The sequence below is a fragment of the Streptomyces goshikiensis genome, from assembly GCF_014650555.1.
In the GTDB taxonomy this organism is placed as follows: Bacteria; Actinomycetota; Actinomycetes; order Streptomycetales; family Streptomycetaceae; genus Streptomyces; species Streptomyces goshikiensis.
This window is the reverse complement of sequence record NZ_BMVE01000007.1, coordinates 265,818-282,411: the sequence shown is the minus strand read 5'-3', so window position 1 is coordinate 282,411 and position 16,594 is coordinate 265,818. Positions and strand designations below refer to the sequence as shown.

General features: G+C 73.2%; 13 protein-coding genes and 1 pseudogene. 11 read left to right on the top strand and 3 right to left on the bottom strand.

The annotated features are described in order from the left end of the window. Positions 1 to 76: 76 nt before the first annotated feature. From IE248_RS22250 to IE248_RS22235, 4 genes and pseudogenes are all read left to right on the top strand, one after another. Positions 77 to 892, top strand: coding sequence for a 2,3-dihydro-2,3-dihydroxybenzoate dehydrogenase (locus IE248_RS22250; protein ID WP_100582995.1), 816 nt, complete (start codon positions 77 to 79; stop codon positions 890 to 892). 181 nt (positions 893 to 1,073) lie between these two features. Beyond that, positions 1,074 to 2,279 (top strand): isochorismate synthase, encoded by a 1,206-nt coding sequence (locus IE248_RS22245; RefSeq protein ID WP_100582994.1) that lies wholly within the window; start codon positions 1,074 to 1,076, stop codon positions 2,277 to 2,279. Then, positions 2,276 to 3,931, top strand: a pseudogene (locus tag IE248_RS22240) ((2,3-dihydroxybenzoyl)adenylate synthase); the annotation flags it as partial. The gene IE248_RS22245 and the pseudogene IE248_RS22240, both read left to right, overlap by 4 nt. A gap of 105 nt (positions 3,932 to 4,036) precedes the next feature. Then, positions 4,037 to 4,669 carry an isochorismatase family protein gene (locus tag IE248_RS22235; protein WP_190031537.1) on the top strand — a complete coding sequence of 211 codons (633 nt, stop codon included), beginning with the start codon at positions 4,037 to 4,039 and terminating at the stop codon, positions 4,667 to 4,669. Here the strand turns inward: IE248_RS22235 and IE248_RS22230 are convergent. Beyond that, positions 4,653 to 5,435 (bottom strand): helix-turn-helix transcriptional regulator, encoded by a 783-nt coding sequence (locus tag IE248_RS22230; protein ID WP_229895452.1) that lies wholly within the window; start codon positions 5,433 to 5,435, stop codon positions 4,653 to 4,655. The two genes, IE248_RS22235 and IE248_RS22230, sit on opposite strands and share 17 nt — an antisense overlap. Positions 5,436 to 5,567: 132 nt before the next feature. Between IE248_RS22230 and IE248_RS22225 the strand changes: the two genes are divergently transcribed. The 5 genes from IE248_RS22225 to IE248_RS22205 all read left to right on the top strand — a co-directional run bounded on the left by IE248_RS22225 (position 5,568) and on the right by IE248_RS22205 (position 11,535). Further along, positions 5,568 to 6,623, top strand: a complete 1,056-nt coding sequence (locus IE248_RS22225) for a FecCD family ABC transporter permease (RefSeq protein WP_190031495.1) — start codon at positions 5,568 to 5,570, stop codon at positions 6,621 to 6,623. Between the two features lie 5 nt (positions 6,624 to 6,628). Next, entirely contained in the window at positions 6,629 to 7,735 is a 1,107-nt protein-coding gene (locus IE248_RS22220; protein ID WP_190031494.1) for a FecCD family ABC transporter permease, read from the top strand. Continuing rightward, complete coding sequence (locus IE248_RS22215; RefSeq protein ID WP_100582989.1) at positions 7,732 to 8,538, top strand: ABC transporter ATP-binding protein; 807 nt, start codon at positions 7,732 to 7,734, stop codon at positions 8,536 to 8,538. The genes IE248_RS22220 and IE248_RS22215 overlap by 4 nt, the downstream gene beginning before the upstream one ends. 14 nt (positions 8,539 to 8,552) lie before the next feature. After that, positions 8,553 to 9,596, top strand: coding sequence for an ABC transporter substrate-binding protein (locus IE248_RS22210; RefSeq protein WP_190031493.1), 1,044 nt, complete (start codon positions 8,553 to 8,555; stop codon positions 9,594 to 9,596). 97 nt (positions 9,597 to 9,693) lie between these two features. Beyond that, positions 9,694 to 11,535 (top strand): siderophore-interacting protein, encoded by a 1,842-nt coding sequence (locus tag IE248_RS22205; protein ID WP_190031492.1) that lies wholly within the window; start codon positions 9,694 to 9,696, stop codon positions 11,533 to 11,535. Positions 11,536 to 11,588: 53 nt separating this feature from the next. On the opposite strand, the gene IE248_RS22200 is transcribed toward IE248_RS22205, so the two are convergent. After that, positions 11,589 to 12,716 (bottom strand): MarR family transcriptional regulator, encoded by a 1,128-nt coding sequence (locus tag IE248_RS22200; RefSeq protein WP_159032097.1) that lies wholly within the window; start codon positions 12,714 to 12,716, stop codon positions 11,589 to 11,591. Positions 12,717 to 12,885: 169 nt separating this feature from the next. Continuing rightward, on the bottom strand, positions 12,886 to 13,833 hold the full coding sequence (locus IE248_RS22195; RefSeq protein ID WP_190031491.1) for a methionyl-tRNA formyltransferase: 948 nt from the start codon (positions 13,831 to 13,833) through the stop codon (positions 12,886 to 12,888). Positions 13,834 to 14,080: 247 nt separating this feature from the next. On the opposite strand from IE248_RS22195, the gene IE248_RS22190 reads away from it, so the two are divergent. Further along, complete coding sequence (locus IE248_RS22190) at positions 14,081 to 15,439, top strand: lysine N(6)-hydroxylase/L-ornithine N(5)-oxygenase family protein (RefSeq protein WP_100582985.1); 1,359 nt, start codon at positions 14,081 to 14,083, stop codon at positions 15,437 to 15,439. Positions 15,440 to 15,548: 109 nt separating this feature from the next. Beyond that, positions 15,549 to 16,583, top strand: coding sequence for an iron-siderophore ABC transporter substrate-binding protein (locus IE248_RS22185; protein ID WP_199848803.1), 1,035 nt, complete (start codon positions 15,549 to 15,551; stop codon positions 16,581 to 16,583). The last annotated feature ends 11 nt before the right edge of the window (positions 16,584 to 16,594 follow it).

Below are 16,594 nucleotides of genomic sequence, written 5' to 3'. Positions count from 1 at the left end.
TTGCCGGGGCAGGGCGGCCCACCGGGGTGGGAGAAACGATTCAGTTAGGTTAGGCTTACCTTATGAGGGGGCAGGCATGTCTGACACAGTGCCCGGCAGGCCACGGCTCGCCGGACGGGTGGCCCTGGTCACCGGCGCCGGACAGGGCATCGGAGCGGCCGTGGCGCGCTCGCTGTACGCGCTCGGGGTCTCCGTGGCCGCGACCGACGTCCACGGAGCCGCCGTCGCGGAACTCGCGGAACGACTCGCCCCGCAGGCCCCGGCCTCCGGACCGGCCGCGGCCGTCCGGGCGTACCCGCTCGACGTGACCGACGGCCGGGCCGTCGAGGAGACCGTCGACCGGATCGAGCGCGACCTCGGTCCCCTCGGCATCCTGGTCAACGTCGCCGGCATCCTGCGCACCGCGCCGGCCGCCGAACTCACCGACGAGGACTGGTCGCGGACCTTCGCCGTCAACACCACGGGCGTCTTCCACACCGCCCGCGCCGTGGCCCCCAGGATGGCCGCGCGCGGCACCGGCAGCATCGTCACCGTCGCCTCCAACGCGGCGGGGATCCCGCGCACCGGAATGTCCGCGTACGCCGCGTCCAAGGCTGCCGCGGTGATGTTCACCAAGTGTCTGGGGCTGGAGTACGCCCGCCACGGGGTCCGCTGCAACGTGGTGGCCCCGGGATCCACCGACACCCCGATGCAGCGCTCCCTGTGGACCGATGCCGACGCGCCCCGCCGGGTGCTCGACGGCGACCTCGCGACCTACCGCACCGGGATCCCGCTGGCCCGGATCGCGGACCCGCAGGACATCGCCGACGCCGTGGTCTTCCTCGCCTCCGACCAGGCCCGGCACATCACGATGCAGGACCTCTACGTGGACGGCGGCGCCACCCTGCGCTGACCGCGCACCGGACCGACGCCGGACCCCGCGACCGCGATCGCACCTCCGCACCCCGCACCTCCCCACCGCACTTCCCCACCGCACCGCCACACCCGCCAGATCAGCCCGCCCGCGGGCGTGCACCGCCGGCTCCCGCCCGGCGCGGCCGCACCGCCCGCCCGCTGTCCGAAGAGGAGCCACCGTGCCAACCGTCCACCCCGTCGCCACACCCCCCGCCCCGGGCGACCCGTCCCGTCCCGCCGTGGGCGCGGCCACCGCCCTGCTCGACGCCTACCGGCCCGGCGACCACTTCCTCGCGACCCCGACCCGCACCCTCCTCGCGGACGGCGTCCGGGCCGCCGTCGCCCCCGGCGACGCCCCGCTGCCGGGGCGGGTGCGCGCCGCCCTCGCCGGCGCGGCGCACGACGGCGACCTCTGGCCGGTGGTCCTCGGGGCCGTCCCCTTCGACCCGGAGGAACCGGCCGCGCTGGTCGTTCCCGAGCGGGTGCGCAGCGGCCCCCCGCTGCGCACCGATCCGCTGGTGGCCCTGGAGCCGGCCGCCGCGGCCCCCGCCGGCTGGGAAGTGGCGGCCGTCCCGGAACCGGAGGTGTACGCCAAGGGCGTGGCCGCGGCGGTGGAGCGGATGCGGCGGGGCGAGTTCGGCAAGGTGGTCCTGGCCCGCTCGCTCGAACTGCTCTCCCCGGGGCCGCTGGACCTCCCGTCGATGCTCCAGCGCCTCGCCCGCCGGGACCCGGACGGGTACACGTTCGCGCTGCCCACCGGCCCCGGCCGGACGCTGCTCGGCGCCAGCCCCGAACTGCTCGTCTCACGCCGCGGGAACCGCTTCACCGCCAACCCGCTGGCCGGTTCGACCCCGCGCAGCGCCGACCTCGCCGAGGACGTACTGCGGGCCGCCACGCTGCTGCGGTCGGAGAAGGACCTGCACGAGCACGGGGTCGTCGTGGACGCCGTCCGCGCGGCCATGGCCCCGTACTGCTCCGAACTCCACGTCCCCGAACGGCCCACTCTGGTGCGTACGGCGACGATGTGGCACCTGTCGACCACCGTGACCGGAGTGCCGGCCGACCCGGACGTGAGCGCCCTGGACGTGGCCTGCGCCCTGCACCCCACCCCGGCGGTGTGCGGCACGCCGACCGGGATCGCCCGCCGGGTGATCCGCCAGACCGAGCCGTTCGACCGGGGCTTCTTCACCGGGATGGTCGGCTGGCAGGACGCGAGCGGCGACGGCGAGTGGGTCGTCACCATCCGCTGCGCCGAGGCGGAGGGCCGGCGGCTGCGGCTGTTCGCCGGCGCCGGTGTGGTGGGGACCTCCGACCCCGAGGCGGAGACCGCGGAGACCGCCGCGAAGTTCCGTACCTTCCTCCAGGCCGTGGGAGCCGAGCTGTGAGCACTGACGCACCGACCTGGCCCGAGGACTTCACCGCGCGCTACCGCGCGGCGGGCTGGTGGCGCGGCGAGACCTTCGGCGGGATGCTGCGCGAGCGCGCGGCGGAGCACCCGGACCGGATCGCGGTCGTGGACCCGGCGGGCGGTCCGGACGGCGGGCGCCGCACCTGGACGTACGGCGAACTGGACCTGCGCGCCGACCGGATGGCCGCCGGGCTGGCCGCCCGCGGCATCGGCGCCGGCGACCGGGTGGTCGTCCAGCTCCCCAACACGGCGGAGTTCTTCGAGGTGGTCTTCGCTCTGTTCCGGATCGGCGCGCTGCCGGTGTTCGCGCTGCCCGCGCACCGGCGGACCGAGATCGCGTACTTCTGCTCCTTCACCGAGGCCGTGGCGTACGTCGTCCCGGAGGTGCACGGCGGCTTCGACTACCGCCGGCTGGCGGCGGACGTCTGCGCGGAGGTCCCGGGCCTGCGGCACGTCTTCGTGGCGGGCGGCGACCCCGGGCCGTTCACCGCCCTGTCCGGGGTACCGGCCGACCCGGACGGAGACCCGGACGGCGGCCCGGCCGGTCCCGCACCCGGGGACCTGGCCTTCCTCCAGCTCTCCGGCGGCAGCACGGGCGTGCCGAAACTGATCCCGCGCACGCACGACGACTACCTCTACTCGGTGCGCGCCTCGAACGAGATCTGTGGCGTGACCGCCGATTCGGTGTACCTGGTGGCGCTGCCGGCGGCGCACAACTTCCCGCTGTCCTCGCCCGGTTCGCTCGGCACGCTGTACGCGGGCGGGCGCGTGGTGCTCAGTCCGCAGCCCGTGCCGGACGCGGCGTTCCCGCTCGTCGAGTCGGAAGGGGTGACGATCACGGGGCTGGTCCCGCCGCTGGCGCTGCTGTGGACGGAGGCGGCCGCGCACACCGCCCACGACCTGAGCAGCCTCGACGTCCTGCTGGTGGGCGGCGCGAAGTTCAGCGAGGAGGCGGCCCGGCGCGTCGGCCCGGCGCTGGGCTGCACCCTCCAGCAGGTCTTCGGGATGGCGGAGGGGCTGGTGAACTACACCCGGCTGGACGATCCGCTGGAGACGGTCTTCACCACCCAGGGCAGCCCGATCTCCCCGGACGACGAGATCCTCGTGGTCGACGACGAGGACCGGCCGGTGCCGGGCGGAACCACCGGGCACCTGCTGACCCGGGGCCCGTACACGATCCGCGGCTACTGGCGGGCGCCGGAGCACAACGCCCGTTCGTTCACGGCCGACGGGTTCTACCGGACGGGCGACATCGTGCGGCAGACCGCCACCGGGCACCTGGTGGTGGAGGGGCGCGCCAAGGACCAGATCAACCGCGGCGGCGAGAAGATCGCCGCTGAGGAGGTGGAGAACCACCTGCTCGCGCACCCGGCGGTGCACGACGCGAACGTGGTCGCGGAGCCGGACCCGTACCTCGGCGAGCGGACCTGCGCGTACGTGATCCTGCGCGCGGACGCCGGACCGGTGACGGGGGTCGCGATGAAGCGGTTCGTGCGGCAGCGGGGGCTGGCCGCGTACAAGGTGCCGGACCGGATCGAGTTCGTGACCGCCTTCCCCACCACCGGCGTCGGCAAGGTCTCGAAGAAGGACCTGCGGGCGGCCGCCGCCCCCGCGACCCCGGCCCCCGCGGCCCCCGCCCGACCGGCCGGCCCCACCGGCCCCTCCCCCACCGGCCCCCTCCCCCGGCGGGCTCACCGCCCGCCGCTTCCCGACACCGCACCGAACGGAACTCCCATGGGTCTCCCCGTGATCGCCCCCTACCCCATGCCCACCGCCGCCGAGCTGCCCGCCAACCGGGTGGAGTGGAAGGTCGATCCCGCCCGCGCGGTGCTGCTCGTCCACGACCTGCAGAACTACTTCCTCTCCGCGTACGACACTGGGAGCGAGCCCGTCACCGGCCTGCTCCGGGAGGTGTCCCGGCTGCGCGAGGAGGCGGTCCGGGCCGGGGTGCCGGTCTTCTACACGGCCCAGCCCGGCGGCCAGAGCGCCGCCGAGCGCGGCCTCCAGCAGGACTTCTGGGGGCCGGGGTTGCCGGCCGACCCCGGGGCGGCGGCCATCGCCCCGGCCGTGGCCCCGGGGCCCGGGGACACGGTGCTGACCAAGTGGAAGTACAGCGCCTTCGTCCGTACGGACCTGCTGGAGCGGATGCGCGCGGCGGGCCGGGACCAGCTGGTCATCACCGGGGTGTACGCCCACATCGGGGTGCTGATGACCGCCTGCGACGCGTGGATGCGGGACATCCGGGCGTTCGTCGTCGCGGACGCGGTCGCGGACTTCTCGGAGCGCGAGCACCGGCTGGCACTGGAGTGGGCCGCGGGCCGGTGCGCGTACGTGACCACCACCGACCGGGTCATCTCGGAGCTGTGACCCGGTCCGGCCCCCGGCGGACCTCCCGCCCGGCGGGCCGGGCGAGGACTTGCCTGACGTACGCGCCGGGGGTGCAGGCGAAGTACCTGCGGAACGCCAGGATGTAGCCGTTGGTGCTGACGAAGCCGACCTGGGCGGCCACGGCGCTCACCAGCTGTCCCTGTTCCAGCAGGCACAGGGAGTGGTTGAGCCGGAGCCGGGTGCGCCACTCGGAGAACGCCAGCCCGGTCTCCGCCAGGAACGCCCGGCGCAGGCTGGTGGAGCTGGTGTACAGCCCGGCCGCCCACTCGGTCGCGGTCCTGGGATCGCCCGGGGTGCGGGACAGCTCGCGCGCCACCACCGCCGCGTTGGCGCTGGTGGGTTGCGGGAGCGGCAGACTGTCGGGGTGGGTGGCGCACAGCCGGGCGAACACCTCGCGATCGCCCTCGACACCCCGCGTACTGCGCAACCGGCCCAGCAGCAGCCTGCGCTGACCGTCACTCACGCCGACCGGGGTCACCTCCGCGTACGGCAGCGTGAACTCCTCGGCTTCGAACGCCTCGACCGCGATCACCGCGTCGTCGCCGAACCGGGCGCCGTGCAGCACGCCGGCCGGGATCCACAGCGCGGCGCGGGCGCCCAGCTCGAACTCCCGGCCCTGGGCGGACACCACGATGTGCCCCATGGGTACGTAGAGGAACTCGTGGAAGGTGTGGACGTGCGGAGGGTGTCCGCCCGCGTCGATGACCCCGTCGTCGGCGCGGTACCCGTCCGGTTCCCCGGTCATCGCCTTCCCCTTCGCGCTCGTGCGGATTCTGGCCCCTGAGTGGGAGCGTTCCGCCTCCGGCATTGGATCGGCCCCACATTGGTAAGGCTAACCTAAGTAGTCGCTGCACAAACGAGGAGCTCCGGAACACCCATGACTCACACGGTCCTGCCGACGACGGCACAACCGCCGCCACCGGCCCCCGCGAGGACCCGCCTGTCCCGCGGCACTTCGGTGCTGCTGCTCGGCGGACTGCTCCTCGCGGTGGTGGTGATCGCGAGCACCGGTCTCGGCGCCCGCGACATCTCCGCGCTGGAGATCGTCAAGATCCTCCTGCACCCCGGCGGCAGCGGGTACAACCACGACGTCCTGTGGACCGAGCGGATCCCCCGCACCCTGCTCGGGCTGGCGGTGGGCGCCTCGCTGGGCGCCTCCGGCCTCGTGATGCAGGCCCTGACCATGAACCCGCTCTCCGATCCGGGGGTACTGGGCGTGGAACAGGGCGCCGCGATGTTCGTGGTCCTGGGGATCCTGTTCCTCGACGTGAGCGACGCCGGCGGGTTCTTCTGGCTGGCGCTCGCCGGCTCGGCCGTCACGGCTGCCCTGGTGTACCTGATCGGCACCCGCACCAACGCGGGCAGCACCACCATCGGGCTGGTGCTGGCCGGCGTCGCGATCGCCGCCGTGCTGGCCTCACTGGTCACCCTGCTCGTCGTACGGGACGAGGCCGTCTACTCCTCGCTGCGCTTCTGGTCGGTCGGGCAGCTCACCGGCCGGGCCCAAGTGCTCGGCGAGATCGCGCCCTTCGCGGTCGTCGGCCTGCTGCTCGCCCTGCCGCTCGGCCGTACCCTCAACCTCCTCAGCCTCGGCGAGGAGAGCGCGCGGGGGCTGGGGCTGCGGGTCCAGCGGGCCCAGCTGGCCGCCGCCGCCGTGGCGGTGACGCTGTGCGCGGCGGCGACCGCCGCCGTCGGCCCGGTGGCCTTCGTGGGCCTGGTGGCCGCGCACCTCGCGCGGATGCTCGTCGGCGCGGACCACCGCTGGTCGCTGCCGCTGTCGATGCTCTGCGGGGCCGTCCTGCTGGTCGGCGCCGACACCGTGGGCCGGGTGGTCCTGGACCACGGCGAGGTCCAGGTGTCGGTGATGACCGCGATCGTCGGCACGCCGTTCTTCGTGTGGCTGGCACGCCGCCGCGACCTGGTCCGGATGTGAGGGCCGTGACCGGCATCCGCGTGCCCGCGCACACCCCCGCACCCACGGCCGGCCCCGCCCCGGCTCAGCAGCCCGACGTCGCCGTCACCGCGGCGCGGCTGCGCGCCGCCCGGCGCGCCGCCACCCGGCGGGCCGCCCTCCTGGCCTGCGTCCTGGTCCTGGTCCTGGCGGCGCTGCTGGTGGCCTCGGTCCTGCTCGGCGGGACGCGCAACATCCCCGCGGGCGACGTACTGCCCGCCGCGTTCGGCCTGCGCACCGGACTCGCCGACTACGTCATCCACCGCATCCGGCTGCCGAGGGCGCTGGCCGCGCTGCTCGCCGGAGCCCTGTTCGGGCTCTCCGGCGCGCTCTACCAGCGGCTGATCCGCAACCCCCTCGCGACCCCGGACATCGTCGGGATCTCCGCCGGGGCGGGCGCCGGAGCGGTGACGGTGCTGCTGTTCGCCCCCGCGGTCCCCTTCGGCGTGGAGGGCGCCGCCCTGGCCGGTTCCTTCCTGCTGGTGGGCATCGTGCTGGCGCTGAGCCGGCGCGGCGGCCGGGTGGACACCTTCCGGCTGGTGCTGATCGGCATCGGCATGGCGGCCGTGTGCACCGCGTACGTCAACTACCTGTTCTCCCTGGCAGGCCAGCACAGCATCGCCCAGGTGACGCGCTGGCTCGTCGGCAGCGTCAGCGGGGCCACCTGGGACGGGGTCACCACCCTCGCGGTCGCCTTCCTCGCGTGCGCCCTCGCCGCGGCCCCGCTCGGCCGGGCCCTCGGCGCGATGTCCCTGGGCGACCAGCTCGCGGCCGGGCTCGGCACCCGGGTGGGCCGGGCGCGGACCGCCGCGCTGCTGCTGGGTGCGGCCGCCGCCGCCCTGGCCACCAGTGTGACCGGCCCGATCGGCTTCGTGTCCCTGGTCAGCGGGCCCATCGCGGTCCGTCTGGTGGGCGCCGACCGGTCGCTGCCGCTCGCCGCGCCGATCGGTGCGGTGATGGTGCTCGGGGCCGATGTCCTGGCCCAGCACGGCCCGCTGATCAGCCCGGTGCCCACCGGAGTCCTCACGGCGCTGCTCGGCGCCCCCTACTTCGTCTGGCTGATTCTGCGCCGCGGTCAAGGAGCAACCTCATGAGTCACCCTGCGGCCCCGGGGCTCGCGGCCCGGTCCATCAGCGCGGGCTACGAGCGCAAGCCGGTCATCGACGGCCTCAGCCTGGAGATAGCCACCGGCCGGATCACCGCCCTCGTCGGCCCCAACGCCTGCGGCAAGTCGACCCTGCTGAAGTCGCTCGCCCGGCTGCTGCCCGTCGCCGCCGGCGCGGTCCTGCTCGACGGCGACGACATCCACGCCCTGCCCACCCGCGAGGTGGCCCGGCGCCTGGGCATCCTGCCGCAGTCGCCGATCGCCCCCGAGAGCATCACCGTCGGGGACCTGGTCTGGCGCGGCCGCCATCCCCATCAGCGGTTCGGGCAGCGGCGTACGGCCTCCGACGACGAGGTCATCGCCCGGGCGCTCACCGCCACCGGCACCGCCGAGCTCATCGGGCGGCCCGTGGACCAGCTCTCCGGCGGCCAGCGCCAGCGGGTGTGGATCGCCCTGGCGCTCGCCCAGGAGACGCCCACGCTGCTGCTGGACGAACCCACCACCTACCTCGACATCGCGCACCAGATCGAGGTCATGGACCTGCTCGCTGATCTCAACGAGCAGGCGTCCAAGACCATCGTGCTGGTCTCCCACGACCTCAACCAGGCCGCCCTGTACGCCTCGACCATCGTCGCCATGCGCGACGGCCGGATCGTCCGCCAGGGCACGCCCGAGGAGGTCCTCACCGAACGGACGGTCCGCGAGGTCTTCGGACTGGACTGCCTGGTCGTCCCCCATCCCCATTCCGGCCGGCCCCAGATCTTCCCCCTGGGCCGACGCACCACCGCATAGGAGAAACAGTCCCCGTGTCCGTCCACACCAGATCCCGCACCGCGGCCGCCCTCACCGCCACCGCCGCCTGCCTCGCCCTGCTCACCGCCTGCGGCGGCTCCGACGACTCCTCCGCCGCGGACAAGCCCGCGGCGGGCGCCTCGGCCGACGCCGGCAAGGGCTCCTTCCCGGTCGCCCTCAAGAACGCGTGGGGCAGCGCCGAGATCAAGAAGAAGCCGCTGAAGGTCGCCACCGTCTCCGACGGGGACACCGACATCGCCCTCGCGCTCGGCATCGTCCCCGTCATCACCCCCGACGCGGAGGACGGCGGCAAGGTCCCCGTGTACAAGCAGCGGGCCATCGACAAGCTCGGCGCCGGCAAGCTCAAGACGTACGACGACACCGACGGCACCGCCTACGAGGCCATCGCGGCCGAGGCCCCCGACGTCATCCTCGGCATCAACACCTGGGAGATGGACAAGGACTACGCCAAGCTCACCCCGATCGCCCCGGTCGTCACGTACACCGACAAGGCGCAGGCCGACACCATGACCTGGCAGGACCGGCTGAAGACCGCCGCCAAGGCGCTGGGTCTGGAGGCCAAGGCCGAAGAGGTGATCGCCGCGAGCGCGAAGGGCACCTCCGACGCCGCCGCGGCCCACCCGGAGTTCAAGGGCAAGACGTACACCTACACCGTCGTCCACCCGGAGCAGATCAGCTTCATGTCCTACGGGGACCAGGACCCGGGCGTCTTCGAACAGCTCGGCTTCGCCAAGACCGACAAGGCGAAGAACTACGGCCCCGACAAGAACGCGGTCAGCCTGGAGAACCTCGACCAGCTCGACGCCGACGTCCTGCTCGTCACCTACCCCTTCGGCGACCGCGGGGTGATCAGCCCCAAGGAGCTGGAGGCCAACAAGCTCTTCCTGTCGCTGAACTCGGTCAAGAGCAAGCACTTCGCGGTGGTGCCGTCCGAGAACACCCTCGCCTCCGCCATCGCCTACCCGGACGCGCTCAGCGCCCCGTGGATCGTCGAGCAGCTGACGCCGATCCTGGCCAAGGCCGTCGCAGGCCAGTAGGACCAGCAGGACCCGACGGGCCGGCCCGCCCCTCGCCGACGACGGCGGGCGGCCCTCGTGCCGCACCACCCCGCCCACCCCGTGAAGGAGCCTTCCCATGTCGAGCCGCAACCCCCGCCCGGTCGTCACTTTCCCCATCGTGCTCAGGGAGCTGACCGTGCTGCGCGTCTCGGACGTGACCCCGGGAATGCGGCGGGTGACCCTGGGCGGGCCGCAGCTGGCCGCCTTCGGCAAGGACGGCCTGGAACTGCCGGCGCTGCGCAGCGAGGGCTTCGACGACCACGTGAAGTTCTTCTTCGCGCAGGACGGGCGGGACCCGGTGCTGCCGGGGCAGAACGTCTCCAGCCTGGACTGGCCCGCCGACGCCCGGCCGCTGACCAAGGACTACACCCCGGTCCGGTTCGACCCGGAGGCCGGGGAGATCGACTTCGACTTCGTCAACCACGAGGGCGGTGTCGCCTCCTCCTGGGCGCAGAGCGCCAAGCCCGGGGACATCACCTGGATCGCCGGGCCCAAGATGTCCCACGGCCACCCGGAGGGCGCGGACTGGCTGCTGGCGATCGGTGACGAGACGGCGCTGCCCGCCATCGCCCGCTGGCTGGAGGAGATGCCGGCCGGCACGGTCGCCCGGGTGTTCATCGAGGTCGGGGAGGAGAGCCACCGTCAGGAGCTGGCGACCCGCGCCGACGCCGAGATCACCTGGCTGGTGCGCGGCGGGGCGCCCGCCGGCACCACCGACCTGCTGGAGCGGGCCGTGCGCGGCATGGAGTGGCTGCCGGGGACGGTGTTCGCCTGGGCGGCGGGCGAGGCGGTGACCCTCAAGGGCATCCGCCGCCACCTCGCGGTGGACCGGCAGGTGCCGCGCGAGCAGACGCACATCACGGGCTACTGGCGGCGCACCGAGCCGGCCGCCGTCCCGGGGGCCGCGCCGGGGGCCGTCCAGGAGGAGGACGACGCGCACGACCGGCTGCACGAACTCACCGAGATCGCACCGGGGCTGGCCATCCGCGCGGCCGTGACGGTGGGCCTGGTGGACCTCGTCTACCAGGGGGTCCGGACCACGGAGGCGCTGGCCGCCCGGACCGGGGCGCACCCGCGCACCCTGGGGGCGCTGCTGACGTACCTGGTGTCCCTGGACGTGTTCGAGCGGGGCGCCGACGGCTACCGGCTGACCCCGGTCGGCGAGGAACTCGTCGAGGACGACCACTCGTTGGCCGAGTACGACCTGCGGGGCGCCCAGGCGGCGCTGGACCTGTCGCTGTCGGGGCTCGCGGAGACCCTGGCGAGCGGCCGGGCCGGCTACCGGACCCTGTCCGGTCTGCCGCTCGCCGAGGCGATGGCGGCGGACGAGCGGCTGGGCGGCTCGGCCCGCGAGGCCGTGGAGGACGAGGCGCTGTGGATCGCGGGCGGTGTGGCCGGCGGGTACGACTGGGCCTCGGCGGGCTCGCTGACGGCGGCGGGGCACGGGGCCGGCGCGGTGGTCAACACGCTGCTCAAGGCGTTCCCGGAGCTGCGCGCGCGGATCGCCGCGCAGCCGTCGGCGCTGGGCGTGGTGCGCGAGCGGGTCCTGGACACCGAGGTGCTGCCCCGGGTGGAACTGCTGGCCGTGACCGGGACGGTGCCGCCGGGCGACCGGACGGTGCTGCTGTGCCGGCTGCTGGAGCTGCTGCCGGAGGAGGACGCCGTGCTCGCGCTGGCGGAGACCGCGGCGGCGCTGCCGGCCGGGGGCACGCTGCTCCTGGTGGAGCCCGTGGAGGGGGCCGACCCGGACGATGCGGAGGCGGCGCTCCATCAGCTGCGGCTGGCCGCGGCGTTCGGCTCGGAGCTGCGATCCGAGGCCGGGTACACGGAGCTGGCGCGGCGGGCCGGGCTCGCGGTGCGGTCCTGCACGGACATCGGCTGGGACCACCGCCTGTGGGTACTGACCCCGGCGCGGTGACCCGGGGCCGTGAACCCGGGTCGTCGCCGTGGCGGCGGGGGCCGGGGCGGGGGTCATTCCCCGGTGGTCGGACCGCCGCCCTGCGGGTGGAAGTAGTCGGCCGCCGGCATCTCCGTCCCGTCCTCGGTGCGCACCCGTAGCACCGACAGCCCGCGGCCCGGCGCCCCGGCATCCGGTCCCGCCACTATCACCAGGCCGTCGGTCCCCGACCGCACCACGCGCCCGGGCGCGCCGTCGTAGCGGCCCTCGGTGGCGGTGGCCGCCAGGATCTCCAGCCGGCGCCCGCCGTGGTGGGTGTACGCGCCCGTCCCGCCCCGGGACCGGGCGCGGACGAGGTTCTCGATGTCCTCGGCGGAGCGGTTCCAGTCGATGCGCAGGGCCTCCACGGACCGGGCGCCCGCGGGCCGCGGCCGGGCGGTGTCCGGCGCCGCGGCGTCGGAGTCCTCGTGCACGGTGTGCGTCGGGGTGGTGTCGAAGTGCCGGTGCACCCGACGCAGCAGGGAGCCGAGCTGGGCGCGCTCCGGTCCGCTCAGGGGCGCCAGGAACTCCTCGTCGGTGGAGGCGATGTCCGCGTTGAGGCGGCTGACCGCGGTGCGGCCCTCCCGGGTGAGTTCCACGACGACGCGGCGCCGGTCGGCGGTGTCGCGCACGCACTCGACGTACCCGGACCGGGACAGGTCGTTCACGACTTTGACGAGGTCGCTGGCGTTCATGTCGAGCCGGGTGGCCAGGGTCCCCTTGGACTGGGGGCCCAGGTCGCAGAGCAGGGCGAGCACCGTCAGGTGCCACAGGCGCAGGCCGTGTTCGGTCAGCTTGGCCGTGAGCCTGCGGCGGGCCGCCTTGCCGATCGCGTACACCAGGTACGCGTTGAGGTCGAGCACGCTCGGCGGTGTCGCGCTCGTCGGCTCCGGTACGCCCCCGCCGCCCGTTCTCCCCCGCTGTCCGTCCCGCGCGGCGGCCGGTCCGTTCCCGGCGGCTCTGGTCTCGGCGGCATCGGCGGCCCGGGCCTCGGCGGGCTCGGCGGCGGTCCCCGGCGCCGGCGGGGCGCCGAGGGGCAGGTCCGCGTGGGTCAGGGCGCCGAGTACGCGCGCCCAGTCGGCCTGGGTGTTCGCCACGCCGATGATGACGAACGGGGCCCCCGGGGCTCCCCCGTTCGTTCCCTCGGCCACCGGTTGTTCCATCAGCTTTCCCTCATTCCCCGTCCGTTCGTACATGCGCGGCCGCCGGAAAGACATCGCCGCCGCGCGGATCGGGAGATCCGCGCGACGGCGATGGTCCGGCCGGGCGGCCGAAGGCCGCTTCGGTGTGCGGCGCGCCGGGGGCGGACTGGTCAGGTCCGCCCCCGGTCCTTCAGGGCCTGCTGGTCAGGTATCCGCCCATCGAGGTGAAGTACTCCCTCGCGGGCAGTTCCCGGCCGTCCTCGGTACGGACCCGGGTGACGGCGAGTCCGCGGTTGCGCCCGGTGCGGGCGTCGGCTCCGGCGACGATGACCACCCCGTCGCCCTCGCGGTAGAAGATCCGGCCGGGCGTTCCCCCGTACCTGCCCTCGGAGACCACGGCGGCCAGGACCTCCAGGCGCCGGCCGCGGTGGTGGGTGAAGGCGCTCGGGTAGGGGTGGGACTGGGCCCGGACCAGCCGTTCCAGGTCCTCGGCGGGCCAGTTCCAGTCGATCCTGATGTCTTCCTCGGCCCGCTTGTGGAAGAAGGTCGCCTGGGAGCGGTCCTGCCGGGTGAACTCGGTGCGCCCGGAGGCGATCAGGTCCAGCGCGCCCACCGTGACCGGGGCGATCAGGTCGACCGTCTTGTGGAACAGGTCGGTCGCGGTGTCGGCGGGACCGACCGGCACCGCCCGCTGGACCACGATGTCCCCGGCGTCGAGCACCTCGTCCATCAGGTGGGCGGTGACGCCGACTTCGGGCTCGTTGTTGATGAGGGCCCAGATCAGCGGGGAGAACCCCGCGTACTTCGGCAGCAGCGAGTCGTGGATGTTGAGCGATCCGTGCCGGGGCAGGGAGTAGATCTGCGGGGGGATCCAGGTGCGCCAGTTGTTGGCGACGATGATGTCGGGGTCCGCCTCCTTGAGGCGGGCCAACAGCTCCTCGTCGTCCGGGCGGTTGCGGATCACCACGGGTACGCCGTGCTCCGCGGCGAGGTCGGCGACCGAGTCGCTCCAGATCTTCTCGTAGGCGTGCTCGCTCTTGGGGTGCGTGACGACCAGCACCACGTCGTGCTCGGACTCCAGAAGCGCTCGCAGGGTGCGGTGCCCCCAGGTCTGATATCCGAACATGACGACCCGCATGCGGTTCCTCCTCAGACGAATGATGGATTACAACCAGTAAAGCAAGGCTTACCTAACTACGCAACATCCCCACTTTCGGGGCCCTTTGGTCCCGAGATTCCCCCAGAAGGGGATCCTCTTTCCCATCGACAGGGGCTTGCAGATCAGGTTAGCCTTCCCTAAGTTCTCCTGCAGTCGCACCTCGGCATGCCTTGTTTCCGCCCGCCCCTCACACCTGGCAGGCTGCCGTCCCCCCGATGGGAGTGACATGTCACAGGCTCCTCCTGACGATCCTGACGATGCACCACTGATCCACGACCTCATTGGAATAGGCTTCGGGCCCTCCAACGTGGCCATGGCCATCGCACTCGGCGAGCACAACGCGAGCGTCGACAGGCAGGGCGCGGTCACCGCTCACTTCTTCGAGCAACAGCCGCGTTTCGGCTGGCACCGCGGCATGCTGATCGACGACGCCACCATGCAGGTCTCGTTCCTCAAGGACCTGGTGACCCTGCGGAACCCGGCGAGCGAATTCAGCTTCCTGTGCTACTTACAGAGCAGAGGACGGCTCATCGACTTCGTCAACCACAAGAACCTCTTCCCGCTGCGCGTGGAGTTCCACGACTACTTCGCGTGGGCGGCCGCCAAGGTCGACGACATGGTGTCCTACGGGCACGAGGTCGTCGCCGTACGGCCCGTCGTGCTCGACGGGGTCATCCAGTACCTGGACGTGATCGCGCGCTCCGGCTCGCAGCCGGTGGTCCACCGGGCCCGCAACCTGGTCATCGGCACCGGACTGCGGCCCCGGATGCCGGAGGGCGTCGGGCGCACCGACCGGATCTGGCACGCCTGCGACCTGCTGACGCGGGTGGACTCCCTCAAGGACACCACGCCCTCCCGGTTCGTCGTGGTCGGCGCCGGCCAGAGCGCCGCGGAGAACGTGGCCTTCCTGCACCGCACCTTCCCCGAGGCCGAGGTCTGCGCGGTCTTCTCCCGGTACGGCTACAGCCCGGCCGACGACAGCGGGTTCGCCAACCGGATCTTCGACCCGGACGCGGTGGACGAGTACTTCACCGCCCCGGAGGAGGTCAAGCGCAAGCTCATCGAGTACCACGCCAACACCAACTACTCGGTGGTGGACATCGATCTGATCGACGACCTCTACCGGCAGCAGTACCAGGAGAAGGTGCTCGGCACCGAGCGGCTGCGCTTCCTGAAGGTCTCCCGCCTCAGCGAGGTGGTCGAGACGCCGCACGGCGTGCGCGCCACCGTGGAGTCCCTGGTGACCGGGGAACGGACCCCGCTCGACGCCGACGTGGTGATCTACGCCACCGGGTACCGGTCGGCCGACCCGCTCGGACTCCTCGGCGAGGTGGGGCGGTACTGCCGGCTCGACGACCGGGGCCGGGTCCGGGTCGAGCGCGACTACCGGGTCACGACCGACCCCGAACTGCGCTGCGGGATCTACCTCCAGGGCGGGACCGAGCACACCCACGGCATCACCTCGTCCCTGCTGTCGAACACGGCGGTCCGGGTCGGGGACATCCTGCGGTCGATCACCGGCCGCCCGGCGGAGCCCGCCGGCGGACCCCGCCGGGCGGCCGACGAGATCGGCTCGCCCCTCTAGTCCCACCCGCCGCCGCGGTGGCCCGGTGCGCCAACGGCGCGCGCCGGGCCGGTGCGGCGCGCGGCTCCGCGCACGCAGCACTCCGAAGTCCCCGCGAAAGGAAACACCCGTGCCCTTTGGTACACGCCCCCGCCTGCTCCCACGCGTCGCCGTCGCCGCGGCGGCCGCGCTCGCGCTGACCGCCTGCGGTGGCGGCGATGACACCGGCAAGACCGGCAAGAGCGACGGCGCCAAGAGCGGGGAGCCCGGCGCGGCGGCCGGCGCCTTCCCCGTCACGGTCGAGCACAAGTACGGCAGTACGACGATCACCGCGCAGCCGAAGAAGGTCGTCACCCTCGGCCTGTCCGACCAGGACGCCGTCCTCGCCCTGGGCGTCAAGCCGGTCGGCGCGGTCGACTGGTTCAAGGAGCAGCCGTACGGCAAGTGGCCCTGGGCGAAGGACCTGTGGGGCTCCGCGCCCCCGCAGGTCGTCGGCGAGCGCGACGAGTACAACATGGAGAAGATCGCGGCGCTCAAGCCCGATCTGATCATCGCCCAGTACTCGGGCATGAAGAAGGAGCAGTACGACACGCTGTCCAAGATCGCCAAGGTGGTGGCGCAGCCCAAGGGCTCCGAGGACTACCAGGCGACCTGGCAGGTGATGACCCGGCAGATCGGCAAGGCCCTCGGCAAGGGCGCCGAGAGCGACGAGCTCATCGCGGGCATCGACGCGCGCTTCAAGACGGTCCGGGACAAGCACCCGGAGTGGAAGGGCAAGACGGTCACCGTCGGGGAGCCCTACGAGCCGGGCAAGTTCTCGGCGTTCTCCCCCAAGGACCCCAAGGTCATCTTCCTGGGCGAGATGGGGTTCACCACCCCCGAGGCCTACCGCACGGCCCTCGGCAAGGAGAACGTCGCCGACCTCAGCTCCGAGCGCCTGGACGTCATGGAGGCCGACCGCACGGTCTGGCTCGGCAACGCCGAGACGGAGGCCGCCATGAAGGCGGACCCTCTCTACCGGAAGACCAAGGTGTACCAGGAGAAGCGGGACCTCTTCCTGCCCTACGACAGCCCGGACATCGGCGCGGCGCTCTCCTTCAACACCGTCCTGAGCATCCCGTACGCCATCGACCAGATCGTCCCGAAGCTCGAAGCCATCAAGTAACGCAGGGCCAC

What these genes read in the sequence shown, in the direction of transcription:
- IE248_RS22250 (WP_100582995.1), top strand. Translation starts at nt 77, where the DNA reads ATGTCTGACACAGTGCCCGGCAGGCCACGGCTCGCCGGACGGGTGGCC.
- IE248_RS22235 (WP_190031537.1), top strand. Translation starts at nt 4,037, where the DNA reads ATGGGTCTCCCCGTGATCGCCCCCTACCCCATGCCCACCGCCGCCGAG.
- IE248_RS22230 (WP_229895452.1), bottom strand. Translation starts at nt 5,435, where the DNA reads ATGACCGGGGAACCGGACGGGTACCGCGCCGACGACGGGGTCATCGAC.
- IE248_RS22225 (WP_190031495.1), top strand. Translation starts at nt 5,568, where the DNA reads ATGACTCACACGGTCCTGCCGACGACGGCACAACCGCCGCCACCGGCC.
- IE248_RS22215 (WP_100582989.1), top strand. Translation starts at nt 7,732, where the DNA reads ATGAGTCACCCTGCGGCCCCGGGGCTCGCGGCCCGGTCCATCAGCGCG.
- IE248_RS22205 (WP_190031492.1), top strand. Translation starts at nt 9,694, where the DNA reads ATGTCGAGCCGCAACCCCCGCCCGGTCGTCACTTTCCCCATCGTGCTC.
- IE248_RS22200 (WP_159032097.1), bottom strand. Translation starts at nt 12,716, where the DNA reads ATGGAACAACCGGTGGCCGAGGGAACGAACGGGGGAGCCCCGGGGGCC.
- IE248_RS22195 (WP_190031491.1), bottom strand. Translation starts at nt 13,833, where the DNA reads ATGCGGGTCGTCATGTTCGGATATCAGACCTGGGGGCACCGCACCCTG.
- IE248_RS22190 (WP_100582985.1), top strand. Translation starts at nt 14,081, where the DNA reads ATGTCACAGGCTCCTCCTGACGATCCTGACGATGCACCACTGATCCAC.